A 26103-nucleotide genomic window follows, 5' to 3' on the forward strand; every position below is an offset into this window, starting at 1 on the left:
TTTGAATTGACTGTGCTGAATCCGAAGATTCAATGGTCACTTCGTTTCATTGAAACCTAATTTGATACCGAGGTATCTAATTGGATTATCATCAACGAGTGCCCACACAGATTGATAGGTCTATATTGTTAAAGAGCAATTCTTCTTTGTGATTGACATCACTTCGGAAGAGGCGGCCATTCTAGCGAGATAATTTATTGTGTCAAACACTTTCTTCAAATTATTTCGTTTTTCTTTTCAGCCTTATCAACTTCGCTTAACCCCTTGTGAGGCCTTGCCCTGTCGACGAGGAGGCATTATAGAGATCGCGCTCACATTGGCAAGTGTTATTTTTCAAAAATTGCAAAAATAATGGTTAAACGATGAGTTTTCGATCAAACCTTTATTTATTCAACTTTACCCCAAACTCTCACACAACTTATCCACAGAATTGTTCTTTGAGACGTGTTTTTCAAGTACCATAAATAAAGAAAGCTGCTTTATTGCAGCTATCTTTATTAAACTTAACCTAAACTCTATTTAAAGAGCATTATGGCTATATGCCAGACCCATCTTGTTCAGAGCCATCATCTTCGTGTAGGCCACATTCTCGCTTTAAGCCAAAGAATCGAGTTTCTTCCTCTGACATTCCCGGCTCCCATTTACGAGTAGTATGTGTATCACCAACTGAAAGGTAACCTTCATCCCACAATGGGTGGTATTTAAGGCCGTGTTGTTCTAAGTAGTAATGAACGTCTTTATTAGTCCAATCAATTACTGGTAGAAATTTAAACACACCGTTCTGAATTGATAGAATCGGTAAACCTGCACGAGATTTACTTTGCTCTCGACGCAGTCCAGAGAACCACGTTCCAACATTAAGCTCTTTTAACGCTCGACGCATCGGCTCAACTTTATTGAGCTTGTTGTATTTTTCAATTCCCTCTACGCCCTGTTCCCATAATTTTCCATATCGAGCTTCTTGCCAATTCGCACTTTCTTTGGCTCGATAAACTTTTAAATTTAGGTTGAGAGCATCTGTCAGCTCATCGATAAATCGGTACGTCTCAGCAAACAGGTAACCAGTATCGGTTAGAATGACGGGGATGTCCGTTTTGGCGCGAGTAACTAAATGAAGCATAACCGCGGCTTGAATACCAAAACTAGAAGAAACCGCGAACTCGCCTTCTAGATTATCTAAAGCCCACGCTACTCTCTCTTGTGCTGAAAGCTTTTCGAGCTCGACATTAATTTGAGCAAGACGGAGGATTTGCTCCGTCTTTGTTAATGTCAGTAACTCTGTGAGCTCCAGCTTGGATGCTACAGAATCAAGCATGAAAGTCCCTCTTTGATACGAGCACTTCTTGGATAATGCCAGCACGAATAGTGAAATCGCCAAAGGCTTCGCCTTCTTCACGCTCTTTCGACCATCGAGCCACCAGCAGATCAATCTCTTCTAAGATTTGCTTATCCGTGATGTTCTCTTTATACATTTTTGGTACTCGAGTACCGGCACGGTTACCACCTAGGTGCAAGTTGTAACGACCCGGCGCTTTGCCAACTAGACCAATTTCAGCCAACATTGCGCGACCACAACCATTTGGACACCCAGTTACACGCAAAATGATGTTGTCATTTTCTGGTAGGTTGTGCTTCTCCAGAATCCCCTCCACATCAGTAACAAACTGAGGAAGGAAACGTTCAGCTTCTGCCATCGCTAGCGGACAAGTCGGAAAAGCAACACAAGCCATTGAGTTCTTACGCTGTTCACTAACGCCGTCATCCATTAAGCCATGTTCACGAGCGATCTTTTCAATCTTCGCTTTTTCGTTTTTAGGTACACCCGCAACAATTAGGTTTTGGTTTGCTGTCATGCGGAAATCGCCTTTGTGGATTTTGGCAATTTCAGCAACACCCGTCTTAAGTGGTTTGCCTGGAAAGTCTAATAAGCGACCGTTTTCGATGAAAAGCGCTAAATGATATTTACCATCAATTCCTTCTACCCAGCCAATACGGTCACCACGTTCTGTGAATTCATATGGACGGCTTTGCTCAAACTTAACACCAGCACGTTTCTCGACTTCCGCTTTAAAGACATCGCTACCTACACGATCCAATGTGTATTTGGTTTTTGCGTTCTTACGGTTTGAACGGTTACCCCAGTCGCGCTGAGTTGTTACTACAGCTGCGGCAACATCAAGTGTCTTGTCCAGCGGAATAAAGCCAAAGTCGTCAGCGCGGCGCGGATAAGTTGATGTATCGCCATGCGTCATCGCTAAGCCGCCGCCGACCAGGACGTTAAAGCCTACCAGCTTACCGTTATCTGCAATCGCTACGAAGTTGAGATCGTTAGCGTGTACATCTACGTCATTTTGCGGTGGGATAACCACTGTGGTTTTAAACTTACGTGGTAAGTAGTTCTTGCCTAGAATCGGTTCGTCTTCTTCCGTGCTTTCTACTTTTTCACCGTCTAGCCAAATCTCTGCATAAGCGCGTGTTTTCGGAAGCAGGTGTTCACTGATTCTCTTCGCCCATTCGTAAGCTTCTTGGTGTAACTCTGACTCCACTGGATTAGTGGTACACAACACGTTACGGTTTACATCACCCGCGGTTGCAATCGAATCAATGCCAATACTGTTGAGCGTTTGATGCATCAACTTAATATTCGGTTTTAATACCCCATGAAACTGGAACGTTTGGCGAGTCGTCAGACGAATACTTCCATATAAAGAGTGCTCCGTTGCGAACTTGTCGATCGCTAACCATTGCGTTGGCGTGATGATGCCTCCAGGCATACGAGCACGAAGCATCACATTATGTAATGGTTCCAGTTTTTGCTTTGTGCGTTCATTACGGATATCACGATCGTCTTGTTGATACATACCGTGGAAACGAATTAACTGGAAGTTGTCGGCAGTAAAGCCACCTGTAATACGGTCCTGTAAATCTTGCTCAATAGTGCCACGTAATAAGTTGCTTTCTCGCTTCAGGCGCTCGTTATCAGATAGCGGCCCTAACTCTTCACCTAATACAACCTGCTTATTATTGTCCGTAGAAAAAGTCATTAGTACACATCCCTCTGATAACGTTTCGCTTTACGCAGATCATTAATAAATTGTTCTGCATCGTCACGCGGCATCTTGCCTTCTTGTTCAGCAACGATAACCAATGCGTCGTGCACATCTTTTGCCATACGCGTTGCATCACCGCAGACATAGATATAAGCGCCTTCTTGGATCCACTGCCACACTTGAGTTGCGTTTTCTAAGATGCGATGTTGTACGTAAACCTTTTCTACTTGGTCACGACTAAAGGCAACATCCAATCGGCTTAGTACTCCTGACTTGAGATACTTTTGCCATTCCACTTGGTACAAGAAGTCTTGAGTGAACGTGCGATCACCAAAGAACAACCAGTTTTTGCCTTCAGCATCGCGGTTTTCACGTTCCTGAATAAAGCTACGGAATGGTGCGATCCCTGTGCCAGGACCAACCATGATAATTGGAGTGCTATCATCTTCCGGCAGTTTGAAGTTGTTGTTATGCTCAACAAATACTTTAACTTCATCCCCCTCTTCGAGACGCTGTGCTAAGAAACTAGACGCACCACCATATCGTTTTTCGTCGTTTTGTTCGTACTCAACCAAAGCAACCGTTAGGTGTACTTCTTCATCGACCTCTTCTTGGCTTGATGCAATAGAGTAAAGGCGTGGAGTCAGACGACGAAGCAAACCAATCAATTCATCTGCGGTTAACTTGGTTTTCTTTTCTGCCAGTACATCAACGATTTGAGTATTTGCAGAGTACTCGCGAAGCTTATCTTTATCTTCAACTAACTTTTGTAGCTTCTTGCTACCGGATAACTCGGCAAACTTTGTGATGAGCTGTGGGTTAGATGTTGTGATTTCATATTTACTCACAAGAGCACTGTGGATTGACAAGCTTTCACCATCAACGTCAACAGTCTCAACCCCAGACAAACCGACCTTACCAAGAATGGCATTTGCAAGTTCCGAGCTATTTTCAAACCACACACCTAGTGCATCACCAGGCTGATACGTTAAGCCCGAGCCTTCTAAGTCGATTTCTATATGACGAACGTCTTTTCCAGAGTCACGGCCCGTGATTTTTTGACTGGTCAGTAACGTCGCAGTGTACGGATTTTGTTTATTGTAAGGAGAGTGCGCAGTCGCAGCTTGACCCACAGGAAGTTGAACCACATCCGCTTCAGAGCCAGAAGACAGTGTATCTTTTACCTTGTCTAACGCATTCTTACGCCATTCAGTTGCAGGAGCCTCATAATCCACATCGCAATCAAGACGCTCGATAAATGGAGTCGCGCCTAGCTTTGATAGGTAAGTGTCGAAGTCTTTACCGGTCTGACAGAAGAACTCGTAGCTAGAATCTCCCAATGCAATAACACCATATTGCAGGTTTGGCAGCTTAGGAGCCTTCTTCGATTGCAAAAACTCATGTAGCTCAATGGCATTGTCTGGCGCTTCGCCTTCGCCGTTAGTCGATGCCACAATAATGACATGCGTTTCTTTGGCTAAGTTTTTACCTTTGTAATCGCTTGCATCAAAAAGTTCGACTGCAATTCCTTCTGCTTTTGCTTCCTGTTCCAGAGCTTCAGCAACACCTTTAGCATTGCCCGTTTGGGAAGCAAAAATAATACTCAACTTACCTGCTGGCTTCGCTGATACGGCTGCCGTTGCTTGTGCAATTGGCGTTACCGCTGTGTTTGGTTGATTTTGAGCTAATCCCCAAAAATAGCCACTGACCCAAGCAAGTTGCTGTGAAGACAACTCAGAGACAGTTTGTTGGAGTGAGCTAATTTGTTGGTCATTCAGAGGGCTTGCGATTGGAGGATTTCCTCCTTGCCCATTATTATCTTCAGACACATTCTTGTGAGAATACTCATTCTTTTGAAAAGACATTATCACGACATCCCTATTCATTGCGTGACGATAGAGTACCCACTCTCCTTAATAACAAGAAAGAATAGAAGTGAATGTTTTATAACTTTTTGGAAGTAAGAACGGCTTACTTTTTGCTCATCGATCTTCAATGCGGACTTGTTGAAAGCCTACTGCCATTGCCGATTTTGACGCAGTATCCAAATCTTCATAAAGACATTCTTCGCCGTGACTGTCCGTTAGAAAAACAAAACCACCGCGCGCATGTCTGAACTCTACAACCCAACCACCCTCTTGGATTGCAGGCTCAATAATCGCTTCGATAAGCTGATTTTCACGGAATAGATGTCTTAGTTCATTTATTGTCATCGCTATCCCTGCTTTAACTTTCACATTGCTCCTAGGTAAGCATGGTCTAAGTCAGCCAAATAGGGAGAAATTTCGATTAGATATAATGAAGTGATATAAAAAAACGCCGCTTATAAAGCGACGTTTTAAGTAAATCGAATATCTAACATGGCTGAATTTAGAACGCGTATTCCGCACTCACAAAGAAGCCGTTAGCAAAAATAAACTCTTTCCCTAGATCCGACATGAATTTATCGGACTCTAAATCAATCACACGGTAACCTCCACGAAAAGCCAGTCGAGCTTTTTCGAGCGGTACATTGTATTGAACACCTGCCATGAAATCGGTGCTTTTGATACCTTTGTTGTCACCAAAGTTTATCTCACCAATCACATCAAAGTTTGTATCCGGAACTTGAATTTCTGCGTAACCATACCAAGCCCAAATCAGCTCATCAAATTCTTCTACACGCCTGCTTGAGCCAGCATCAATGTATTTAGTGTCACTTAAATTACTGAACGTGAGACCCGCATCAAAGTGCAATAAATCATGCTCTAGAACGTGGTAATACAAGGTTAAATCGAGCTTATCGAACCCCATGTAATCCGCATCAACACTTGAGTAACGAAGGCGCGCATTAGGGACGTATTTAACATCATGTTCAATCGCCGCGTAAAAAGTGCCTGCGGTACTGCTATCTCGTCTCACTTCATTAACTTTAGTGTCGGCAGCCCATACCTCTGCGCCGACTTTTGTCGATACAGAGTACTCTGCAAAAACAGGAAAAGATACTGCCAACGATAATGCCGTTAAAGCGATGTTCGCTTTATTTGTCATGTAGTATTTACTCCGAGATAGCTGATATTCACGTAGAGGACGTGGGAGGAAATATACCATATTCTCACGCCTCTCCATCAACTAAATGATGTTACTCATTATTTATAGCGGGGCTGAGCGACGTAATTCTTGAAGAACCAAATACCCAATGCAATCACGATTAACCATGGTAATAGTTTGAGTACCGCTCCAACCATTCCCAGTAAAAACATCACAACTAACGCAATACCAGTTGCTGCGAATACGGTCATCATTGTGATACCCGTAACCAACAAGGTCGCCGCAAAGACTAAAATAAAGATTAGCTCCAACATAATCACTTCTCCATTTGTTTTCAATAAACAGAGCAGTTTCCATACCAACTTATAGAGAAGAATTTAAGATTATGATTTTTAATAAAAAAACAAAACCAGAGGCATTTCTGCACTCTGGCTTTATCATTCTTTAGTTGGTAATTTTAGCCATTCACTGGCGAATTTTACACATTCAATTCTTTTGGAATCTTAGCTAGCGCGTCTTGCAATACTTCTAGACCAGAACCTGGTTTGTGCGCATTTTCACTGATATGACGACGCCATTGACGAGCACCGGGCATGCTTTGGAACAAACCTAACATGTGACGGGTAATGTGACCAAGGTACGCACCTTTCGCTAATTGCGCTTCAATGTATGGGTACATCTCTTCAACAATTTCGCTGCGTTTCTTCACTGGAGCGTTAGAGCCAAACAACTCTTGGTCTACCGATGCCAGTAGATATGGGCTTTGGTATGCTTCACGACCAATCATCACACCGTCAAGATGCTGAAGATGTGCTTTTGCTTCTTCTAATGACTTCACGCCACCGTTAATCGCAATCGTTAGGTGTGAGAAGTCTTGCTTCAATTGGTAAGCGCGTGGGTAATCCAATGGTGGGATCTCACGGTTTTCTTTTGGGCTTAAACCACTTAACCAAGCTTTACGAGCATGGATAGTGAACTGCTCACAGCCACCCTTTTCTGAAACAATAGAAACGAAATCCGTTAAGAACTCGTAAGAATCTTGATCATCAATACCAATGCGAGTCTTGACTGTTACAGGGATATCGACCACGTCTTTCATTGCTGCGACACAATCCGCAACTAACTGCGGTTCAGCCATTAGGCAAGCACCAAATCGACCGTTTTGTACGCGGTCAGATGGACATCCCACATTTAGGTTAATCTCATCGTAGCCACGCTCTTGCGCTAGCTTGGCACACGTAGCCAAATCTGCTGGGTTTGAACCACCAAGTTGAAGGGCTAACGGATGCTCTTCTTCGTTATAAGCCAGGAAATCTCCTTTTCCATGAATGATCGCACCTGTCGTCACCATTTCAGTGTACAGCAGGGTTTCTTTGGTCATTAAGCGATGGAAGTAGCGACAATGACGATCAGTCCAATCTAACATTGGTGCTACGGAGAGCCTGCAAGAATGAGTCATGATATAAACACCCGTTTTTATGTTGCCAAGGTCGAGCGCAGCAGTACGCTCAAAAAATAAGTCGGGTATTGTATACCCAAGCACCTCTGGGTGCTAGTTTCAGCGAGAATGATTTGGTTGGCTGACTAGCCAAGTGCTTAGGAATACGCAGAAGTAATACGAATCTGTCATTCGTTGATTCATTCTGTGATGATTATTCCGCCTTCACACCACCACCGACTTGCTTTAATTCATGATTTTCGTTCTGATAGTGGGTAAAATGAAGCATTTCTAAACGAACTTCGTATAGAAATGATTTATCATAGAGCACGTCCGATAGTTATGGTGAAAGGTTTGAACCCAACAATCATTGAACAAATTGAAAGTATCTGCGCAGAGCGTGGAGTACGACTGACTCCGCAACGCCGACGCGTATTTGAACTCATTTGTTCTAATCGCCGCGCCTCAAGTGCGTATGAGCTATTGGAGCAACTAAAAGAGAGTGAGCCTCAGGCTAAGCCGCCCACTGTTTATCGAGCATTAGATTTTCTCCTAGAGCAAGGCTTCATCCACCGAGTGGAATCGACAAATAGCTTTATTACTTGTTGTTCTTTCAATACTCAGCAGCACTTTTTCCAATTACTAATTTGCGATAAATGTGGTGATGTCGTTGAACTCGAAGATGAGACGCTGATATCCTTGTTAGCCGAAAACGCCGAGAAGCATGGATTCAAACTGACCAACCAAGTTATTGAAACTCATGGTGAATGCCAGGCCTGTTCCTCCGAGACGAAAGAAAAAGTATAGAAGAACGTTATGCGCGCTGAATTTGTAAACCCGTTTTTAGCTTCTTTAATGAACGTGCTAAAAACTATGGCTTCTCTTGAGCTGAAGCCACAAAAACCGCGAATCAAAAAAGATGAGATCGCACGAGGTGACGTTTCTGGTCTGATTGGTATGGTAGGCCCACAAACTCGTGGTTCAATGTCGATCACCTTTGATGAAGCACTCGCCCTAGAAATCATGCAGAACATGCTTGGTGAACGTCCAAATGGGCTCAATGAAGAAGTGACCGATATGGTGGGTGAGATCACCAACATGGTTACTGGTGGTGCGAAACGCATTCTGGCGGAAAGTGGTTTTGACTTTGATATGGCAACACCGGTTGTGGTTTCGGGCCGAGGTCATACGATTCGCCACAAGTGTGAAGGCTCAATTATTATCATGCCTTTCTCTTCCCAATGGGGAAATGCCTTTATCGAAATTTGCTTCGAATAAAAGAGAAAAAATAGGTTGGCACTGGCCAACCTATTTTGTTTTTGCCTCAGGCAATAAAAAGGTCAGCATGTGCTGACCTTTTCTTTATCTATTCAAACATTAAGCTTTGAACGCTTTAAATGCGTTGATTAGACCGTTTGTTGAGCTGTCATGCGAGCTGATTTGAGACTCGTCTGCAAGCTCAGGTAGGATTTGGTTAGCCAGTTGTTTACCTAGCTCCACGCCCCACTGGTCAAAGCTGAAGATATTCCAGATAACACCTTGTACGAAAATTTTGTGTTCGTACATTGCGATCAAGTTACCTAGCGTACGAGGCGTGATTTGCTTCACTAGAATAGAGTTTGTTGGACGGTTACCTTCAAACACTTTGAATGGCGCAATCGCTGCCACTTCTTCAGCATTCTTACCTACTTTCACCAACTCTTCTTTCACGGTTTCTTCATTTTTACCAAACGCTAGAGCTTCAGTTTGCGCGAAGAAGTTAGACATCAGTTTTTGGTGATGATCGCTAGCTGGGTTGTGGCTAATTGCAGGTGCAATGAAGTCACATGGGATAAGCTTAGTACCTTGGTGAATTAGCTGGTAGAACGCGTGCTGACCGTTGGTACCTGGTTCACCCCAAATGATTGGGCCAGTTTGGTAAGTTACAGCATTGCCGTCACGGTCAACGTATTTACCGTTTGATTCCATGTTACCTTGCTGGAAGTACGCCGCGAAACGGTGCATGTACTGATCGTAAGGCAGAATAGCTTCTGATTCCGCACCGTGGAAGTTGTTGTACCAAATACCGATAAGCGCAAGGATCACAGGGATGTTGCTTTCTAGATCTGTTGATACAAAGTGCTTGTCCATCTCGTGAGCGCCATCAAGCAGCTCAACGAAGTTGTCGAAACCTACTGCTAGTGCAATTGATAGACCGATCGCAGACCATAGTGAGTAACGGCCACCAACCCAGTCCCAGAATTCAAACATGTTCGCTGTATCGATACCAAATTCAGACACGGCTGTCGCGTTTGTTGAAAGCGCAGCAAAGTGCTTAGCCACATGAGCCTGATCACCCGCCGATTCTAGGAACCAATCACGAGCAGTGTGCGCGTTAGTCATGGTTTCTTGTGTTGTAAACGTCTTAGACGCGATCAAGAATAACGTCGTTTCTGGGTTAACTTTCTTCAACGTTTCAACGATGTGTGTACCATCAACGTTAGATACGAAGTGAAGGTTTAGATGATTTTTGTATGGCGCTAGAGCTTCCGTCACCATGTAAGGGCCAAGGTCAGAACCGCCGATACCGATGTTCACAATATCGGTAATTGCTTTGCCTGTGTAACCTTTCCATTCACCGCCGATAACGCGCTCAGTGAATGATTTCATTTTTTCTAGAACCGCGTTCACTGCTGGCATTACGTCTTCGCCATCTACCATAACTGGAGTATTAGCGCGGTTACGTAGTGCAGTGTGAAGAACAGCGCGACCTTCTGTTTGGTTGATCGCTTCACCACTGAACATCGCTTCAATTGCAGATTTCAGCTCGGTCTCTTTCGCAAGAGCAAACAGGTGCTTCAGAGTTTCCTCATTAATGAGGTTCTTTGAGTAATCGACTAGGATGTCTGAGCCGAAACGTGCAGAGTATTTGTCGAAACGCGCTGCGTCTTGAGCAAACAGCTCTTTAAGATCCATATCTTGTGCAGATTCGAAATGCGCCGTTAGCGCTTTCCAAGCTTGTGTTTGCGTTGGATTGATATTTTTCAACATGGTCTTTATCCCGATGTTACAGTAGGTTCCATTCCTTACAGTCTAGCGAAAACTGTGGAATCCCCGATTTAGCAAATAGAATATAAATTAGATGTTTGGGCAAATTGCCACAAAACAAGTCTTTGTAATTTTTTTTCAGGCGCCAATTATGACCGAGAGCTTTTACACTCACATTGAGTTAGGTCACGTTCCCTGCCCTGAAATTGAACATTCATTTACGATGACAAGAATCATATCATTTACTAATGACAGGCTCTAATTGGAATAGGATAGACGCCAATTTATAAATTTCCAAAGGAACACGTATGTGGGCACAAAAAACACTGCAATTAAAAGCGAGAAGCCGCGGTTTTCACCTGATAACTGATGAAATTGAACAACAATTACCACAAATAAACGAACTTTCAGTAGGTTTATTACACTTATTTATTCAGCACACCTCCGCCAGTTTGACCTTAAATGAGAATGCTGATCCAACCGTGCGTATGGACATGGAAGCGCACTTCAATAAGTTTGTGCCAGAGCGTGCTCCTTATTATCAGCACACCTATGAAGGTGACGACGACATGCCGGCACATATTAAAGCATCACTGCTTGGCAGTAGTGTGACGGTACCAATCCAAAATGGTCGATTAGCTTTAGGAACATGGCAAGGTATTTACTTGGGTGAGCATCGAGACTTTGGTGGCGGCCGCCGCGTTATTGCTACGATTAACGGTGAGTAGATAAAACAAAGGCTAACCTTGGGTTAGCCTTTCGTTGTTTATTTGGAGTATTCCATCTCGACGCGAGGCGTTAGCTTAGTCACGAGTTCATACGCAATCGTACCAATGTGACCCGCTACTTCTTCTACTGGGAGCTCTTTCCCCCAAAGAATCGCTTCGTCGCTGACTTTATCCGTTGCGTCTGGTCCCAAATCGACCGTCAGCATATCCATGGAAACTCGACCTGCAATAGGTACTTTACGGCCATTAACCCACACCGGCGTACCGTTTGGAGCACTTCTTGGGTAACCGTCGCCATACCCTACAGCAATGACACCAACTTTTGTATCTCGCTCACTGGTCCAAATACCACCGTAGCCAACACTTTCACCTTTCTTCACTTCACGTACCGCAATAAGGTGGGATTTAAGTGTCATGACAGGCTGATACCCAAGATCTTGCGCCGTTTTGTCATCGAATGGCGACACACCATACATGATAATACCCGGACGAACCCAATCTAAATGGCTTTGAGGCCATGCCAATAACCCCGCAGATGCCGCCAGTGAACGTTCCCCTTGGCAACCAGAAGTCAACGATTTAAACAGCTCAATCTGTTGTGGGGTAATATCGCTATCCAGCTCATCTGCACAGCCAAAGTGGCTCATGTAACGCAACGGTTTCGCTACATTTGGACACTCCTTCAGCCGCGTTACAAACTCGTCATATTGTTCAGGACGAACCCCAAGGCGGTGCATGCCACTGTCAATCTTCAGCCACACGACAACCGGAGTTTCAAGGTCTGCTTGCTCCAAGGCGATAAGCTGCTCTTCACAGTGCACCACAGTTTGGATGTTGTTCGTCACAAGAACAGGTAAGTCACCAGGAGAGTAAAAACCTTCTAGCAATAGAATCGGCTTTACTACTCCACAAGCGCGCAGTTGCAATGCTTCTTCAATACGAGCCACACCAAACGCATCCGCATGGTTAGCATGTTTTGCGACATGACGTAATCCGTGACCATAACCATTGGCCTTGACGACAGCCATCACTTTACTTTGTGGCGCTTGAGCTTTTACGCGCTGTAAGTTGTGCTGCAACGCAGACAAATCAATGCACGCCTTGGCCGCTTTCATATAGCTCATGGGATTACTCATCATCAATATCGAATGCAGGACCCGCGTAGTTGTCGAAACGCGAATGTTGACCTTGGAAAGTGAGGCGAACAGAGCCGATAGGACCATTACGCTGTTTACCAATAATGATTTCGGCCGTACCTTTGTACGGACTATCTGGGTGATAAACCTCATCACGGTAGATGAACATGATCAAGTCGGCATCCTGCTCGATGGAACCGGATTCACGCAAGTCCGAGTTTACTGGTCGTTTATCCGCACGTTGCTCTAGGGAACGGTTTAGCTGCGACAGTGCCACAACAGGCACATTTAGCTCTTTTGCCAGCGCCTTAAGAGAGCGAGAGATCTCAGCAATCTCAAGAGTACGGTTATCGGTTAACGAAGGCACGCGCATCAACTGAAGGTAGTCAACCATGATCATCGACAGACCGCCATGTTCACGAGCGATACGGCGAGCGCGCGAACGCACTTCGGTCGGAGTTAGACCAGAGCTATCATCAATGTACATATTCTTCTTCTGCATCAGGATACCCATAGTAGAAGAAATACGCGCCCAATCTTCGTCATCTAGCTGACCCGTACGGATCTTGGTTTGGTCAACACGAGACAAAGAGGCCAACATACGCATCATCAACTGTTCAGCTGGCATCTCTAACGAGAAAATAAGTACGGGCTTTTCTTGTTGCATGGCCGCATTTTCACACAAGTTCATCGCAAAGGTCGTTTTACCCATCGATGGACGCGCTGCGACAATCACCAAATCAGAGCCTTGCAAACCTGCGGTTTTCTTATTGAGATCGGTGAAACCGGTATCGACCCCCGTAACACCATCTTGTGGCGTTTTATACAACAACTCGATACGTTCTAACGTCTTTTCGAGGATGTTGTCGACGTTTTGTGGTCCTTCGTTTTCACTAGTTCGAGACTCGGCGATAGCAAAAACTTTACTCTCCGCCATGTCTATTAAATCTTCAGAACTGCGACCTTGAGGGTCATAGCCCGCGTCCGCAATTTCATTCGCGACACCAATAAGGCCACGAACAATCGCACGCTCAGCGACAATATCAGCATACGCATTGATGTTAGCTGCACTTGGCGTATTCTTCGCCAAGTCAGCGAGGTAAGCAAAACCGCCTACATCTTCTAACAACTCGTGACGCTCTAGATATTCCGATAAAGTAATAAGATCGAGAGGTTTACCCGCTTCAAGAATGGTTTTTACACCTTCAAAAATCAGGCGGTGTGGACGACTATAGAAATCACTGCTCACAACACGTTCGGCAACGGTGTCCCAACGTTCATTATCCAGTAAAAGACCACCAATTACTGATTGCTCGGCTTCTAGTGAGTGAGGTGGCACTTTGATTGCGTCGACCTGACTGTCTGAAGGTTTGCGATTTCTGTTTTCCGCCATGACTTTGCTCGATAACTACTATTGACCCACGATTATAACCTTAACCTAACTGAGATGCTTCCCCGAAGCGACAATTACTTGTTAAGAAATCATCATGTGAACCACCCAGGTAATAGCCTGGTTCTTCCGCCTAGCTCTAATAAAAATTAACCTACCATTGACCCAACCAAATATCTGTATCAGTATCATGCCCCTCCTTTTTGATTACGTTCGAGGTTGATGTGTCCCGATACTGGTTACTTAGCTTTAGCCTACTGTGCGCTAGTGCATCGTATGCTGACGAATCAGTACAGCCAGAGCAAAATATTGATGTACCCGACCCACTAAAAACCGAGGTGGAGTTCGGCTATCAAGCTCACACAGGTAACACGGACTCTCGTTCCCTGAATGCTCGTTTGAGTGCTGAATATACGTCAGGTCGACACCGTTCTAATGGTGAATGGAAGTACTACAACTTGTACAAAGACGGTGAAGAAGACAAACGCTCATCCACCTACTCCCTACAGAGTGACTACAAGTTAGGCCCTAAGACATATTTGTATGGCAGCTTTAAAGGGGTGGATTCTCGCTACAGTGCTTATTTTAAAGACTATACGTTGTCAGGTGGTTTGGGTTACCAGTTCTCCTACACTGAGAACTTCATTTTAGAGGTAGAGGTAGGCCCTGGTTTTCGCTATCAAGAGCCAAACTTAGACGAAATAGATGATGACGATATTGTCTTTCCCGATATCGTTAGAGAAGGCATTTTTCGAGGAAATATCAACACAACTTGGCATGCGTTGGATAATTTAAGTTTCGCAGCTGATATTACGTTGGTAACAGGTAGAAGTAACACACGTACTGATAGTGAACTCAGTGTAACCAATGATATTACTGAAGATATTGCACTGAAACTGGCGCACTCTCGTCAGTATCACGATAAAGTGCCTGAAGGCTTAAGCAAAGCGGACAGCGTATTTTCCGTTAATTTACTTTTCGCTTTTTAACCCTTTTTCTCTCAGTTTTAGAAATAAAAAAGCACCTCCAAGGAGGTGCTTTTTAGTATTTCGTCTTGATACTGAATTACTCAGCAGCAACAACTTGTAGGTTAACTGTCGCGAAAACTTCAGAGTGAAGTTGAACGCTGATCTCGAACTCACCAGTGTTACGTAGAGCACCTTCAGGAAGGCGAACTTCGCTCTTAGCAACTTCAACGCCTGCAGCTGTGATAGCGTCAGCGATGTCACGAGTACCGATAGAACCGAATAGTTTGCCTTCGTCACCAGCTTTAGAAGCGATAACTACCGCTTCTAGAGCGTTAACTTTCTCTGCGCGAGCTTCTGCAGCAGCTAGTTGCTCAGCAACTTTAGCTTCTAGTTCAGCACGACGAGCTTCAAACATTTCAACGTTAGCTTTAGTTGCCATAACTGCTTTACCTTGTGGGATAAGGAAGTTACGAGCGTAGCCAGATTTAACGTTTGCAGTATCGCCAAGACCACCTAGGTTACCAATTTTATCAAGTAGAATAACTTGCATTGCTTAATCCTCTTTCTTAATAAAATGAACCGATTACTGATGCTTGTCAGTGTACGGTAGTAGAGCTAGGTAGCGTGAACGCTTGATAGCACGTGCTAGTTGACGCTGGTACTTAGCGCTTGTACCAGTGATACGGCTAGGTACGATTTTACCAGCTTCAGTGATGTAGTTTTTAAGAGTTGCTACGTCTTTGTAATCAATCTCTTGTACGCCTTCTGCAGTGAAACGGCAGAATTTACGACGACGGAAGAAACGAGCCATGGGCTATCTCCTGATCTTAAATTTGAGTAATGTTGTCGGCGTGTAACACTAATTTTCCCACGCCATTTCGGCCGGTTTGATAAGTGACAAAACCACTTACCTTAATGTTACTGCCTTGAACTAAATTCTGAGTTAGTGCTTGTGACCCAAGCCCGCTGACGACTACCGGCATACGACAATAAACTTGTCGAGGTAAGTCAGCTTCGATAATAGTAGAGCGATGCTCCAGCCAAAACCGACAGTGTTCAATGCCACCAGGGCTTTTACTACGAATGGGCGGTTTGGCAATGGTGCCGCTCAGCTCCATTCGATTGGCCATAAGAAAACTTACTCAGCAGCTTCTGACTTAGCTTCAGGCTTAGCTTCAGAACGCTCTTCACGACGTGGAGCACGCTCTTCTTTTTGCTTAAGCATGATAGATTGCTCAGTGATCGCTGCTTTAGTACGCATGATCATGTTACGTAGAACTGCATCGTTGAAACGGAAAGCAGTTTCTAGCTCATCAATTACAGCTTGGTCAGCTTCAACGTTCATAAGAACGTAGTGAGCTTTGTGAAGCTTGTTGATTGGGTAAGCCAGTTGACGACGGCCCCAGTCTTCTAGACGGTGGATTTTACCGCCAGCTTCAGTGATTGAACCAGTGTAACGCTCGATCATGCCAGCAACTTGCTCGCTTTGATCTGGGTGCACCATGAATACGATTTCGTAATGACGCATTGGTTGCTCCTTACGGATTATTCAGCTTCCACAAATGGCTCAGTCGTCCAGAGGAAGCAAGGAACTAAAGATAATTGACTGAGTTTAAGGAGCACGAATAGTACAGAAAGGGCGTAAAATAGGCAAGTGATTATTTGCTCAGCGCAGCGGATATTTAATTTCTTCTAATACTAGAAAACACAAAGGCTGCCAACAAGCTGGCAGCCTTTAAAATCAGCGTGTTATTGCGCTGGCTTATCGGTGCTTATTTAACTTCAGCCAGTTCAGCGCGCATTTGATCGATCACTTGTTTGTAATCTGGCTCACCGAAAATCGCCGAGCCTGCAACAAACATGTCTGCGCCCGCTTCTGCAATTTCACGAATGTTGTCAACCTTCACACCGCCATCGATTTCTAAGCGGATATCACGACCAGACTCGTCAATCATCTTACGAACGGCACGCAGTTTATCTAGTGTATGAGGAATGAATGATTGACCACCAAAACCAGGGTTTACCGACATCAGTAGAATCATGTCGACTTTATCCATAATAAATTCAAGACTTGCAAGTGGCGTTGCTGGGTTTAGTACCACACCAGCCTGACAGCCGTGCTCTTTAATTAACTGCAGTGTACGGTCTACATGATCAGAAGCTTCTACATGGAACGTAATCATCGACGCACCCGCTTTTGCGAAATCAGGAATAATACGGTCAACGGGTTTCACCATTAGGTGAACATCGATTGGCGCTGTGATGCCATAATCGCGTAGTGCTTTACACACAGGCGCACCAAAAGTCAGGTTTGGTACATAGTGGTTATCCATAACGTCGAAATGCACCACATCCGCACCCGCTGCGAGTACTTTTTCTACATCTTCACCGAGACGAGCAAAATCTGCCGATAAAATGGATGGAGCAATAAGAAAATCTTTCATACCTGACCTCAGTAGTAATGAGCAAACAATCTGCGCGCAATTCTACCGAAGCCAGTGGGGAGATCCACTATTTAGATATAATAGTGTGAGAATTAAGAGTTTGATTTATCCATGTCTGGGGCATGAAAAAGCGCAAGTAGCTCATCAACTTTATTACGACCGTTACCATTACGGCTAATGGTACGCTTTACTTTTACCACATTAAGATCCGCACCGTGATACAACCGACGTGTCAAGGTAGTGTCGTGGTTAGAAATCAACACAGGAATGCCACGTTCAGTCGCTGTTCTTTCAGCAATGTCGGCTAATGCAGCTTGGTCGTCCAATGTGAAACCATTACCTGCGTATGAGGTGAAATTTGCCGTATTTGAAAGCGGCGCATAAGGTGGATCGCAATACACGACGCTCCCTTTGCGCGCACGACGAAATGTTTCAGGATAACCTTCACAAACGAACGTAGCTTTTTTGGCTTTTTCTGCAAAAAACTCCAGTTCCGCCTCAGGGAAATACGGCTTTTTGTAAGAGCCAAACGGTACATTGAAGCCACCTTTTTTGTTGTAACGGCATAGGCCATTAAAACCAAAGCGGTTCATATACAAAAACGCTAAAGAGCGGTACATCACGTCATCGGTTTTATTAAATTCAGCGCGAATGTGTAGGTAGGCTTCTTTGCGGTTGTTCTCAGCGACAAACCAACGCTTCGCTTCAGAGATATACTCTTCAGGGCGTTCTTTCAGCAGGTTGTACAGATTGATCAAATCTGGATTGATATCTGCAAGTAGATAATGGTCATAATCGGTATTCAGAAACACTGAGCCCGCACCAACAAAAGGTTCAACTAGCTTTCGAGCCGGCGGCAAATGACGTTGGATGTCTTCAACCAGTCCGTATTTTCCTCCTGCCCATTTAAGAAAGGCTCGTTGCTTTTTCATCTACTGCTCTATCTATCGACCAAAAATTAAGGCTGCGGAATGTAACATATTTTTCAGGGAAGCTCAGGTTTATTTCACTCGTTCAATTTCACGGTGAACCTGACGGAGTGATTTTGCCCAAGGACTCACCGACTTAACCGAATCTGGCAAGCTTGCGACGGCATCACGAGCCATTTGAATTGTCGGATAATCTTGATATGTGATGATATACCACTCGGTGTCATTACGAACGGTAGGATAAATTCGCACTTGATTATTCAGTTGATGCTCATTGAGAAAGGATTGTACATCTTCCATTGAGGTCATAGCTGCGAGTTGTAAAGTATAAGCTCTTGGCGATAGCGCTTTTAGTTCTTCACGGGCAAATGAAAACTTCACAACAGGTTGGTTTACGTCACCCTCTTCTGACTGAGCAGGTGCTTGCGCCATATCTTGATTCGGTTTTACGACTTTAATCAAAGGAGAGCTAGTTTCATCGGCGGTTTCTGTCTTCTCTATACCTACGACGTCATCAATCGCTTTTGTGTCTGCTGAATCAGTTTTACCTTCAAGCAATGCATCGACCACATTCGACTCAATCACCACTCTTTGTTGATTGTCATCACTGCCTACGCTCGCTACTTCTTCTGTCACTGCTGGCGGTAATGAATCAGAATCATCAACCGCACCAGACTTATCAGGACTGCTAGAACCATCGGTTACAGGTTGCAGTGAAGACTGCGCTGCACTGATTCCTGACTCTTCAAAAGTTGGAATAGCCGTTTGCTCTAAACTGCCAGCAATTTGCTGCGCCTTATCATCAGGACTTGGTTGACTAAGCATCCACCAATAGCCACCAGCAGCAAGCAACAGTAATACTAATACCACCAACGCAATATTCAGGGGTGAACCGACAATCGAGCGGATAATGATCCTTTTTTCCACTTTCATCTCTCCTAACGCCATGATGTCACCCGGTACTGGGTCGACTTTTTTAAATGCATCTCGAACCCGTTTCTCAGACTCATCATCGACGTAGCGCGCAACAAGTGACTCAAAGAAACGACGAGCTTCCACTTCGGACAACATATCAATATCAAGCTCAACAGGCTTTATCTCTTGTCCATAACTGAGACGTGCTAGCAAACCTTCTAAACGTCCAGACTGTGTAAACAGTAAGACATTGATGGTCCAATTTGGCTTATGGTGCGCCTCTAAGACCAGCATCCAAAGCTCAGAGATAAGTGTCTCACTCAATAAATGCGCATCATCTACAACAATTGCAATGTCACACGGCTCATCACCTAAAAGCCTTTCAAGGCTATCAAGTAAAGGCTCTTGCTGATTAAACAATGCGTCCGAAACTAGTTGACTCAAAATAAGGACGCGATGCTGCACATCGTCTTGATTAGAATGACAAAGTAACAAACATTGATTCTTGTTACTGGCACCCACTTCAAGGTATCGCTGCGCTAACCAAGATTTCCCGTACCCATCATGACCATTAATCGCAATGAGATTGGAACCAAAGTTAGTCAGTAGACCTAATCTATCAAGCAACTCGATTTGAGAATCTAATTCCAGTACGTGAGCAACACTCATCTAATAACCTTAATACACTACAAGAATGACGCCCAAAGGCGCCATTACAAGGTTAAATATCGCGACCGAAGTCTATTGCCTGCTTGAGTACGTCTTGCGTCGTATCAGCAATTACCTCGGCAGTGCCAATGCCTGTAGGCAAAACCAATCGTAATTGACCAGAGAGGACTTTCTTATCTCGCATCATGTGCTTGATGAAGTCATCGAAATTCATACTGTCTGGAGTATGCACAGGCAGTTTTGCACGACGCAAAATCGCAACAATACGCTCAAATTGCTCTTCCGAGATCAGACCGCGTAGATGCGACGTTTTGGCCGCCATAACAGTGCCGGAAGATACCGCTTCACCATGCAGCCAATTGCCATAGCCAAGTTCCGCTTCAATCGCATGACCAAAGGTGTGACCTAAGTTAAGCAAAGCACGGATGCCCGATTCTTTCTCATCCTGAGCCACCACTTCCGCTTTTATTTCACAGCAACGTGCGATCGCATAAGTTAGTGCTTCTTCATCCAACGCATACAAGCGCTCAAGATTGTCTTCTAACCATACAAAAAAATCTGCATCGTAAATAATGCCGTACTTAATGACTTCGGCGATACCCGCAGCGAACTCACGTTCAGGCAACGTCGACAGGCAGTTCGTATCAATGATCACGGCTTTAGGTTGGTAAAACGCACCTATCATGTTCTTACCCAACGGATGGTTAACCGCGGTTTTTCCACCAACCGAAGAGTCCACTTGGGATAGTAATGTGGTCGGTATTTGAATAAAGTCGACCCCACGCTGGTAACAGGCAGACGCAAAACCCACAAGGTCGCCAATAACACCACCACCTAACGCGATGATCACAACATCACGAGCATAACTCCCTTCCAGTAAGAAGTTCATTACTTGATTAAATACATCCAAGTTTTTGTACTGTTCACCATCAGGCAATTCTAACAAGGATGCACTACAACCGAGCTGCTCGAGTTGCTTTAAAATTTTGTCTGCATACAAAGGCGCCACTGTGACATTACTGATCACAACAACTTTTTGTTTTGCATTTTTGTTTGAGAGAACTTGAGAGAGGTACGCCGGGTCCTCAAATAACCCGGCGCCAATAGAGATTGGGTAGCTACGCTCAGCTAGGTTGACCGTAATCCGTTCCATCGGTTTGCTCCAATTAAAAAAAAGATAAAGACTTATCTCTCTTCTAGCATTTTTACGATCTGGTTGGCTACCACTTTTGCACTTTGATCGTCAGTGCGAACAGTGTAATCCGCTACTTCTTCATATAAAGGATTACGTTCTTCAGCTAATTGCTCCAGTACTTCGCGAGGGTTATCCGTTTGAAGTAAAGGACGCTTCTTGTCGCGGTTTGTACGCGCAAGTTGCTTTTCAATCGTCGTTTCTAAGTAAACAACAACACCACGTGCCGAAAGACGATTGCGGTTTTCTTTGCTCTTAACAGAGCCACCGCCAGTCGCAAGCACGATGCCTTGCTCTTGTGTTAGGTCTTCAAGTACCGCTTCTTCACGCTTGCGGAAGCCTTCTTCACCTTCTACATCAAAAACCCAAGAGATGTCTGCACCAGTGCGTTCTTCGATCACTGTATCGGAGTCAACAAACTCCATATGCAGTTGCTGTGCTAGATGTCTACCAATTGTACTTTTGCCGGCGCCCATTGGGCCAACAAGGAAAATATTACGTTTCTCAGCCATGTTTAGCAGTAATTTACAACATTGATTCAATAAGATCGCCACAAGAAAACACAGCTAAACTGCTGTTCTACAAGGCTTGTGGCACCAGTTCCTCACAGATAATTCGTGATAAGACCCGAAATTATCCAAGCATGGTGCCACTATTGCAACTTTATTTTTGATTTAATCAGTTTTTCCCGAGACAGAACTACTGAATCACCACCTTAGGCGTGACGAAAATTAACAGCTCACTTTTGCCAACATTCTCATAACTTCGACGAAAAAGAGCACCTAATAGCGGCAGGTCGCCCAACAAAGGCACTTTGTCCACCGAGTTAGTAATGCTGTGCTGAAAAATACCACCAAGAACGACCGTTTCACCGTTATTCACTAACACTTGCGTCCCGATACGTTGAGTATCAATCGCAACAGCTTCACCAGTGCCTGTCTTCACGACTTGTCCTGGTCTATCTTGCGTGACACTTAAATCCAATACTAAGCGGTTATCCGGTGTGATTTGCGGGGTTACCTTCAAACTTAATACCGCCTTTTTGAACGTCACCGTCGTTGCACCACTTGATGATGACTCTAGGTAAGGAATCTCTGTACCTTGTTCGATATAGGCAGGTTTCTTATTGGTAGTGATCAAACGTGGGCTCGAGATAATCTCAGCTTTAGACTCTTGTTGCAGCGCAGAAAGCTCAAGATCCAACAAGGTGTCTGAACCTAACTTTGCGACCTGAAAAGCAATGCTGGTCGCATTCGGGCTGGTTGCAGCTAAGTTTACATTTAGGAAGTCATCGATCCCTACTCCATCACCGTCACCACCGTCATCACCCTCTTCTCCATTATAGAGACCGATCGTGGCGAGGTTGTTCTCAATAGAACCACCCACTGTATTACTGCCATTAATAGACGTAAAACCCCAACGAATCCCTAACTCGTCCATGTTACCTTCATTGATGGTCACAATACGCGCCTCAATTTGAACCTGTTTAACTGGAATATCCAAAGACTCAATAATTTCTCGAATCACCTCGATGTTTTCAGGTAACTCTCTAATCAATAACGAGTTAGTTCGCTCATCAATGGTCATACTGCCGCGCTCTGACAGCATGCTGATATTTCCTTCACCATTGATCATCTCCGCAATGTCTGATGCTTTAGCAAAATTAACTTTGATGATTTCAGATGAAAGCTCTCCCATTTCTTCCGTCAATTTTTGTTTTTCTAACTGCTGCTTCTCACGCAAGTCCAGCTCATCAGTCGGAGCAACTAAAATCACGTTGCCATCAACACGCTTATCTAACCCCTTAACTTGCAAAATAATATCCAGCACTTGCTGCCAAGGGACACCATCAAGACGAAGCGTGAGGTTGCCTTCTACAGAGTCGGAGACAACCAAATTGAATTGGTTGTAATCAGCAATAAGCTGCAAGACGTTTCGCACAGGAATATCTTGGAAGTTAATCGAAATAAGCTTACCTTCTCTTTCTAAAATGCTTTTATCTGGGGCTTTCTCATTGGGTTTGATCTTCGCTACTTTGATTTCCAAAAAACGCCCCGTTAAACGGTAATCATGCATGTATTCTTCATTGATGTGCGCAACCAAGCGCGTCGTCGAGGTGTCGCGAAACACTTCTACGCTCTCAACCACAGTCGAAAAGTCTTTCACGTCTAGGAGATACAATTGCTCGTCTTTTACTGAAGTGTTAAGCAAATCGATACTTAACCCTTCCTGTACACGCTTGATATCTACAATCGCGGCCGGTGACGCCAATTCGACGACAATCACGGCGTCTTTATCTTTATTAGTTCGAAAGTCGATACTTTTTAGGGCATTGGACGAAACTTCTTCAGCTGCCGCTAAAGGGGCTAAAAATACAAACAACCATAAGGAGAAGAGCCCAGTAAGTATCCTTGGTGTACGTGTTAATCCTTGTCTCATTTTCATTACTCAATATCAAAAATAAATGGGGCTATCTCAAAGCCAACTTAACTTTACGTTTTTGCCAACATCCTAAGCCGTCGGGCAACGTTTCATTAATCAACAAATAGGAGTGGCTGACATGGGTCACTTTGCCATTATTGCGTCCGAGGTATTGACCCGGCTTAACTTTATAGACGGTGCCATTGGGAGCCTGAACGAGGCCAGAAACCGTGTTATCCATGCCCATGACACCTTTCAAACGTAATTGGCTTAATGGGAATTTTTCTAATTTGCCAGTTCGCCTTCTTGAGGGCGGTTGCCAACAATCTTTTCTTGCAACTGGCTGAGTCGCGATGGTGGCTTCTTTGGGTAATTCAAAGGGTGCACGCTGTACTTCCGGTGCGTACGTGACTGCAACATACTTGTCTGCGGGCTTAAGCTTCTCGACCTCTCGACGCGCCTGTGTTTCCACTCCTCGAATAAAATCCGTCAATGATTCATCATTCGCCTGGCAGCCCATCAATAGAGAACCCATCAGTACCAGCAACAAAGACTTACTTGTCATTTTTCGTCTCCTCCGGCTTAAACTGATAGGTATTAGCACGCACCCGAAAGTGCAGGGTTTCGCTCTCTTGGCTGACACGTTGCCAAGTCACATCTTTAAACGTGATGATTCGAGGTAGCGTCGCTATTGCCTGAGAAAAATGGCCGATGTCATGAAAGTCGCCCGTTAACTCTATGTTTAAAGGGAGACGATAAAGGAAGTGCTCTGATTGTTTTTCGCCCCAGTCGATTCGGGTGAAAGTCAGCTTATTGTCGATGCCAAGCTCATTCACTGAAGCGAGCATTGTAGCCAGCTCTTTTTGCGCAGGCAGTTGCTGCAGTAATAACTCGTAACGAGTGGTAAGTTCATCCAATTGAGATTGAAGCTGAGGCAACGCTGCCACTTTGTTCGCTTTGATCTTCAATGCCACCTTGAGTGTCTGCTCCTGCTGAATCAAGTGATTCAACTGTTCGTCTTTCGGTTTAAGGTAAAACCAATAACCTAAGCCTTGAATCGCCATGATCAGAAGTGCGATTACTACAATCTGGGGCAACAATGGCCACTCGGCCATTTCATCTATTTCGAGATCCTGCCAATCAACCACGTTGAGCCTCCAATTTCTTCTCCGTTACTTTGAACATGAAAGACACTTTGAATGTTTGAAACTCTTTCCCAAAACGGGCTTTGCCGTGAACGATGGAATGCATTTCTACGTCGTTCAACTTGGCCGAGCGCTCCATGTTGTCCAGCATCGTGGCAAGTTTTGGAGTGCTATCAGAGATCCCAGAGATCTCAATTTCCAGATCATTCATTTTGATCTTGTCGACATATACACCTTCAGGGATAACGGCAGGCATTAAGTTCATGAACTCGGTCGTTTTGTTTCGTCCGTTTTGTAAACCTTCAACGACCTTTAGACGTTCGAGGATTTTGCTGTGCTCTTGCTCTGCAATTTTCATTGCTTCAATACGCTGGTCGAGTTCGGCAATGTAGTGAGTGAGGTAATCGAGCCGCTCCTGTTGTTGATCTTGTTGGTACTCAAAAAACTTTCCAATACCCCACTGGATGCCAACAGCGACCAACATGCCTAATGCGACCAAACTGATGAAACGACGTCGGTGCTCTTCTCTTTGATTCTCTCGCCAAGAAAGTAAATTAATGCGATAAAGCACGGGCGCCTCCTAGCCAATGAATGCCACGAACGGCCAGTCCGGCGGCTGTTGAGAAATGCTGCCAATCCACAGCACGACGCTTACGCTTAGACACCTTCATCTCAAATAGCCCTAGCGGATTTAGCAATTCACACTCTAACGACAATTGTTGAGACAACTCCTCTGCGAGCATGGGAGTGGAGGCCCCTTCCCCTGATAACCAGATACCCTTGATGTTTTGTGAGCCATTGATTGAGGTATAGAGCTGCATCTGGCGCTTTACTCGCTCTATGATTTGACGGTTAAACAGCTCTGTTTTCTCCTGAGCATCATCGGACAGAAAATCGACTGGAGAAGCGCTGTTTGCTCCGCGTGTGCCGTAAGCAAACTCTTTGTGAAACAGTTCACCTTGTTCGGTAAACATGGTGAAGGAGCTCGATAAGGTGCCAATATCGAGTAAGCAGTATTTGTTTTTGTCAGGAAAGCGATCGGCGGTGAGCTTCCAGATATGACCAAGGCTTTGCGAATGCACGTCCACTAAAACAGGTTTTAGTCCGGACTTTTGTAATGCATCGACTCGGCCTTCTACCACATCTTTTCTTGTCGCAAACACTTGATAGCTATCACTGCCACTCTGCCCGCCCTCAGCGCGAAGACGAACGATGTCTAAACTCAGCTCTTCGACAGGGAATGGCGATTGATGAGAAAAGGCTTGTATCACTGCAAACTCAACTTCACTCTCTTCAAGATTTTGTTCTATTTGCAGTTTCTTGCTAATTACCGAGTTATCAGGAACTGAGATCGCAACTTTTTTAGCGCCAAAAGGCAGTTCTTTTTTTATCTGCTTGAGGGTCTTTACAATTTCTTGATGATTTATGGTGTTATTTTCAGCGACAATACCTTCCTTTAGTAATATTTCTTTGTAACCCAACAGAGCGTAATTGTTGCCTGTGGGTTTAAGTACTACGGCTTTGAGGCTGTTATGGCCTATATCGATGCCGGTAACGATTAGCTTATCCATCTCTTACTCTCGCTCCGAAATTTCTTCGTGCAAAGGTTGTTATTAGCATC

28 protein-coding genes are annotated in these 26103 nt (G+C 44.6%); 4 read left to right on the forward strand and 24 right to left on the reverse strand.

Features of this window, described 5'->3' with window-relative positions:
* Window positions 1-535: 535 nt before the first annotated feature.
* The 7 genes from R7P36_RS22385 to dusA form a co-directional block, all read right to left on the reverse strand.
* Window positions 536-1315, reverse strand: a complete 780-nt coding sequence (locus tag R7P36_RS22385) for a phosphoadenylyl-sulfate reductase (RefSeq protein WP_054729680.1) — start codon at window positions 1313-1315, stop codon at window positions 536-538.
* Window positions 1308-3044 carry an assimilatory sulfite reductase (NADPH) hemoprotein subunit gene (gene cysI / locus R7P36_RS22390; protein ID WP_017821724.1) on the reverse strand — a complete coding sequence of 579 codons (1737 nt, stop codon included), beginning with the start codon at window positions 3042-3044 and terminating at the stop codon, window positions 1308-1310. The genes R7P36_RS22385 and cysI overlap by 8 nt, the downstream gene beginning before the upstream one ends.
* Window positions 3044-4915 (reverse strand): assimilatory sulfite reductase (NADPH) flavoprotein subunit, encoded by a 1872-nt coding sequence (locus R7P36_RS22395; protein ID WP_213900089.1) that lies wholly within the window; start codon window positions 4913-4915, stop codon window positions 3044-3046. Before R7P36_RS22395 ends, cysI begins: the two co-directional genes overlap by 1 nt.
* A 117-nt stretch (window positions 4916-5032) precedes the next feature.
* Window positions 5033-5263: a hypothetical protein gene (locus tag R7P36_RS22400; RefSeq protein WP_005381264.1), complete on the reverse strand. Its 231-nt coding sequence runs from the start codon at window positions 5261-5263 to the stop codon at window positions 5033-5035.
* A 157-nt stretch (window positions 5264-5420) separates the two neighbouring features.
* A complete protein-coding gene (locus R7P36_RS22405; RefSeq protein ID WP_005381265.1) occupies window positions 5421-6080 on the reverse strand; it encodes a TIGR04219 family outer membrane beta-barrel protein in 660 nt (219 codons plus the stop codon).
* Window positions 6081-6178: 98 nt separating this feature from the next.
* Entirely contained in the window at window positions 6179-6394 is a 216-nt protein-coding gene (gene pspG, locus R7P36_RS22410) for an envelope stress response protein PspG (RefSeq protein ID WP_005381266.1), read from the reverse strand.
* Between the two features lie 164 nt (window positions 6395-6558).
* Window positions 6559-7539 (reverse strand): tRNA dihydrouridine(20/20a) synthase DusA, encoded by a 981-nt coding sequence (gene dusA / locus R7P36_RS22415; RefSeq protein WP_017821727.1) that lies wholly within the window; start codon window positions 7537-7539, stop codon window positions 6559-6561.
* Window positions 7540-7860: 321 nt separating this feature from the next.
* On the opposite strand from dusA, the gene zur reads away from it, so the two are divergent.
* Both zur and R7P36_RS22425 read left to right on the forward strand, forming a co-directional pair.
* Window positions 7861-8325, forward strand: coding sequence for a zinc uptake transcriptional repressor Zur (gene zur, locus R7P36_RS22420; RefSeq protein WP_005381268.1), 465 nt, complete (start codon window positions 7861-7863; stop codon window positions 8323-8325).
* 9 nt (window positions 8326-8334) lie between these two features.
* Entirely contained in the window at window positions 8335-8796 is a 462-nt protein-coding gene (locus R7P36_RS22425; RefSeq protein WP_005381269.1) for a chemotaxis protein CheX, read from the forward strand.
* Between the two features lie 99 nt (window positions 8797-8895).
* On the opposite strand, the gene pgi is transcribed toward R7P36_RS22425, so the two are convergent.
* Window positions 8896-10548 carry a glucose-6-phosphate isomerase gene (pgi, locus tag R7P36_RS22430; RefSeq protein ID WP_005381270.1) on the reverse strand — a complete coding sequence of 551 codons (1653 nt, stop codon included), beginning with the start codon at window positions 10546-10548 and terminating at the stop codon, window positions 8896-8898.
* Window positions 10549-10853: 305 nt separating this feature from the next.
* On the opposite strand from pgi, the gene R7P36_RS22435 reads away from it, so the two are divergent.
* Complete coding sequence (locus R7P36_RS22435) at window positions 10854-11273, forward strand: secondary thiamine-phosphate synthase enzyme YjbQ (protein ID WP_005381271.1); 420 nt, start codon at window positions 10854-10856, stop codon at window positions 11271-11273.
* Between the two features lie 38 nt (window positions 11274-11311).
* Here the strand turns inward: R7P36_RS22435 and alr are convergent, their stop codons facing one another.
* Together alr and R7P36_RS22445 are read right to left on the reverse strand one after the other, a co-directional pair.
* Window positions 11312-12388, reverse strand: a complete 1077-nt coding sequence (alr, locus tag R7P36_RS22440) for an alanine racemase (RefSeq protein ID WP_031777284.1) — start codon at window positions 12386-12388, stop codon at window positions 11312-11314.
* Between the two features lie 13 nt (window positions 12389-12401).
* Complete coding sequence (locus R7P36_RS22445) at window positions 12402-13802, reverse strand: replicative DNA helicase (protein ID WP_005382759.1); 1401 nt, start codon at window positions 13800-13802, stop codon at window positions 12402-12404.
* A gap of 221 nt (window positions 13803-14023) precedes the next feature.
* Between R7P36_RS22445 and R7P36_RS22450 the strand changes: the two genes are divergently transcribed.
* On the forward strand, window positions 14024-14788 hold the full coding sequence (locus R7P36_RS22450) for a DUF481 domain-containing protein (protein WP_005381276.1): 765 nt from the start codon (window positions 14024-14026) through the stop codon (window positions 14786-14788).
* Between the two features lie 76 nt (window positions 14789-14864).
* On the opposite strand, the gene rplI is transcribed toward R7P36_RS22450, so the two are convergent.
* The 14 genes from rplI to pilM form a co-directional block, all read right to left on the reverse strand.
* Window positions 14865-15317 carry a 50S ribosomal protein L9 gene (rplI, locus tag R7P36_RS22455; protein ID WP_005382760.1) on the reverse strand — a complete coding sequence of 151 codons (453 nt, stop codon included), beginning with the start codon at window positions 15315-15317 and terminating at the stop codon, window positions 14865-14867.
* 33 nt (window positions 15318-15350) lie between these two features.
* Window positions 15351-15578 carry a 30S ribosomal protein S18 gene (gene rpsR / locus R7P36_RS22460; protein ID WP_000090472.1) on the reverse strand — a complete coding sequence of 76 codons (228 nt, stop codon included), beginning with the start codon at window positions 15576-15578 and terminating at the stop codon, window positions 15351-15353.
* A 16-nt stretch (window positions 15579-15594) separates the two neighbouring features.
* Window positions 15595-15897: a primosomal replication protein N gene (gene priB / locus R7P36_RS22465; protein ID WP_005381298.1), complete on the reverse strand. Its 303-nt coding sequence runs from the start codon at window positions 15895-15897 to the stop codon at window positions 15595-15597.
* An 8-nt stretch (window positions 15898-15905) separates the two neighbouring features.
* Window positions 15906-16295: a 30S ribosomal protein S6 gene (gene rpsF / locus R7P36_RS22470; RefSeq protein ID WP_005381299.1), complete on the reverse strand. Its 390-nt coding sequence runs from the start codon at window positions 16293-16295 to the stop codon at window positions 15906-15908.
* 244 nt (window positions 16296-16539) lie between these two features.
* Window positions 16540-17211, reverse strand: coding sequence for a ribulose-phosphate 3-epimerase (gene rpe / locus R7P36_RS22475; RefSeq protein WP_005381300.1), 672 nt, complete (start codon window positions 17209-17211; stop codon window positions 16540-16542).
* A 92-nt stretch (window positions 17212-17303) separates the two neighbouring features.
* On the reverse strand, window positions 17304-18143 hold the full coding sequence (locus R7P36_RS22480; RefSeq protein ID WP_005381301.1) for a Dam family site-specific DNA-(adenine-N6)-methyltransferase: 840 nt from the start codon (window positions 18141-18143) through the stop codon (window positions 17304-17306).
* A 69-nt stretch (window positions 18144-18212) separates the two neighbouring features.
* On the reverse strand, window positions 18213-19724 hold the full coding sequence (locus R7P36_RS22485) for an SPOR domain-containing protein (RefSeq protein WP_064354356.1): 1512 nt from the start codon (window positions 19722-19724) through the stop codon (window positions 18213-18215).
* A 52-nt stretch (window positions 19725-19776) separates the two neighbouring features.
* Window positions 19777-20877 carry a 3-dehydroquinate synthase gene (gene aroB / locus R7P36_RS22490; RefSeq protein ID WP_005381318.1) on the reverse strand — a complete coding sequence of 367 codons (1101 nt, stop codon included), beginning with the start codon at window positions 20875-20877 and terminating at the stop codon, window positions 19777-19779.
* A 32-nt stretch (window positions 20878-20909) separates the two neighbouring features.
* Window positions 20910-21428 carry a shikimate kinase AroK gene (gene aroK, locus R7P36_RS22495; protein WP_005381319.1) on the reverse strand — a complete coding sequence of 173 codons (519 nt, stop codon included), beginning with the start codon at window positions 21426-21428 and terminating at the stop codon, window positions 20910-20912.
* Between the two features lie 187 nt (window positions 21429-21615).
* Window positions 21616-23361 carry a type IV pilus secretin PilQ gene (locus R7P36_RS22500; protein WP_213900088.1) on the reverse strand — a complete coding sequence of 582 codons (1746 nt, stop codon included), beginning with the start codon at window positions 23359-23361 and terminating at the stop codon, window positions 21616-21618.
* 25 nt (window positions 23362-23386) lie between these two features.
* Window positions 23387-23902: a pilus assembly protein PilP gene (locus R7P36_RS22505; protein WP_005382766.1), complete on the reverse strand. Its 516-nt coding sequence runs from the start codon at window positions 23900-23902 to the stop codon at window positions 23387-23389.
* Window positions 23892-24485: a type 4a pilus biogenesis protein PilO gene (locus tag R7P36_RS22510; RefSeq protein WP_017633532.1), complete on the reverse strand. Its 594-nt coding sequence runs from the start codon at window positions 24483-24485 to the stop codon at window positions 23892-23894. The genes R7P36_RS22505 and R7P36_RS22510 overlap by 11 nt, the downstream gene beginning before the upstream one ends.
* Window positions 24478-25053, reverse strand: coding sequence for a PilN domain-containing protein (locus R7P36_RS22515; protein WP_047104144.1), 576 nt, complete (start codon window positions 25051-25053; stop codon window positions 24478-24480). The genes R7P36_RS22510 and R7P36_RS22515 overlap by 8 nt, the downstream gene beginning before the upstream one ends.
* On the reverse strand, window positions 25037-26053 hold the full coding sequence (gene pilM / locus R7P36_RS22520; protein WP_213900087.1) for a type IV pilus biogenesis protein PilM: 1017 nt from the start codon (window positions 26051-26053) through the stop codon (window positions 25037-25039). The genes R7P36_RS22515 and pilM overlap by 17 nt, the downstream gene beginning before the upstream one ends.
* Between the last annotated feature and the right edge of the window lie 50 nt (window positions 26054-26103).

The organism is Vibrio sp. 397, assembly GCF_033339395.1.
In the GTDB taxonomy this organism is placed as follows: Bacteria; Pseudomonadota; Gammaproteobacteria; order Enterobacterales; family Vibrionaceae; genus Vibrio; species Vibrio alginolyticus.

Coding starts and splice junctions, on each gene's coding strand:
- R7P36_RS22435 (WP_005381271.1), top strand. CDS start 10,854: ATGTGGGCACAAAAAACACTGCAATTAAAAGCGAGAAGCCGCGGTTTT.
- aroB (WP_005381318.1), bottom strand. CDS start 20,877: ATGGAACGGATTACGGTCAACCTAGCTGAGCGTAGCTACCCAATCTCT.
- R7P36_RS22500 (WP_213900088.1), bottom strand. CDS start 23,361: ATGAAAATGAGACAAGGATTAACACGTACACCAAGGATACTTACTGGG.
- R7P36_RS22405 (WP_005381265.1), bottom strand. CDS start 6,080: ATGACAAATAAAGCGAACATCGCTTTAACGGCATTATCGTTGGCAGTA.
- priB (WP_005381298.1), bottom strand. CDS start 15,897: ATGGCCAATCGAATGGAGCTGAGCGGCACCATTGCCAAACCGCCCATT.
- pilM (WP_213900087.1), bottom strand. CDS start 26,053: ATGGATAAGCTAATCGTTACCGGCATCGATATAGGCCATAACAGCCTC.
- alr (WP_031777284.1), bottom strand. CDS start 12,388: ATGAAAGCGGCCAAGGCGTGCATTGATTTGTCTGCGTTGCAGCACAAC.
- R7P36_RS22395 (WP_213900089.1), bottom strand. CDS start 4,915: ATGTCTTTTCAAAAGAATGAGTATTCTCACAAGAATGTGTCTGAAGAT.
- rpsF (WP_005381299.1), bottom strand. CDS start 16,295: ATGCGTCATTACGAAATCGTATTCATGGTGCACCCAGATCAAAGCGAG.
- rpsR (WP_000090472.1), bottom strand. CDS start 15,578: ATGGCTCGTTTCTTCCGTCGTCGTAAATTCTGCCGTTTCACTGCAGAA.
- R7P36_RS22480 (WP_005381301.1), bottom strand. CDS start 18,143: ATGAAAAAGCAACGAGCCTTTCTTAAATGGGCAGGAGGAAAATACGGA.
- R7P36_RS22485 (WP_064354356.1), bottom strand. CDS start 19,724: ATGAGTGTTGCTCACGTACTGGAATTAGATTCTCAAATCGAGTTGCTT.
- R7P36_RS22400 (WP_005381264.1), bottom strand. CDS start 5,263: ATGACAATAAATGAACTAAGACATCTATTCCGTGAAAATCAGCTTATC.
- R7P36_RS22425 (WP_005381269.1), top strand. CDS start 8,335: ATGCGCGCTGAATTTGTAAACCCGTTTTTAGCTTCTTTAATGAACGTG.
- R7P36_RS22385 (WP_054729680.1), bottom strand. CDS start 1,315: ATGCTTGATTCTGTAGCATCCAAGCTGGAGCTCACAGAGTTACTGACA.
- aroK (WP_005381319.1), bottom strand. CDS start 21,428: ATGGCTGAGAAACGTAATATTTTCCTTGTTGGCCCAATGGGCGCCGGC.
- R7P36_RS22445 (WP_005382759.1), bottom strand. CDS start 13,802: ATGGCGGAAAACAGAAATCGCAAACCTTCAGACAGTCAGGTCGACGCA.
- rpe (WP_005381300.1), bottom strand. CDS start 17,211: ATGAAAGATTTTCTTATTGCTCCATCCATTTTATCGGCAGATTTTGCT.
- rplI (WP_005382760.1), bottom strand. CDS start 15,317: ATGCAAGTTATTCTACTTGATAAAATTGGTAACCTAGGTGGTCTTGGC.
- cysI (WP_017821724.1), bottom strand. CDS start 3,044: ATGACTTTTTCTACGGACAATAATAAGCAGGTTGTATTAGGTGAAGAG.
- pgi (WP_005381270.1), bottom strand. CDS start 10,548: ATGTTGAAAAATATCAATCCAACGCAAACACAAGCTTGGAAAGCGCTA.
- dusA (WP_017821727.1), bottom strand. CDS start 7,539: ATGACTCATTCTTGCAGGCTCTCCGTAGCACCAATGTTAGATTGGACT.
- pspG (WP_005381266.1), bottom strand. CDS start 6,394: ATGTTGGAGCTAATCTTTATTTTAGTCTTTGCGGCGACCTTGTTGGTT.
- R7P36_RS22505 (WP_005382766.1), bottom strand. CDS start 23,902: ATGACAAGTAAGTCTTTGTTGCTGGTACTGATGGGTTCTCTATTGATG.
- zur (WP_005381268.1), top strand. CDS start 7,861: ATGGTGAAAGGTTTGAACCCAACAATCATTGAACAAATTGAAAGTATC.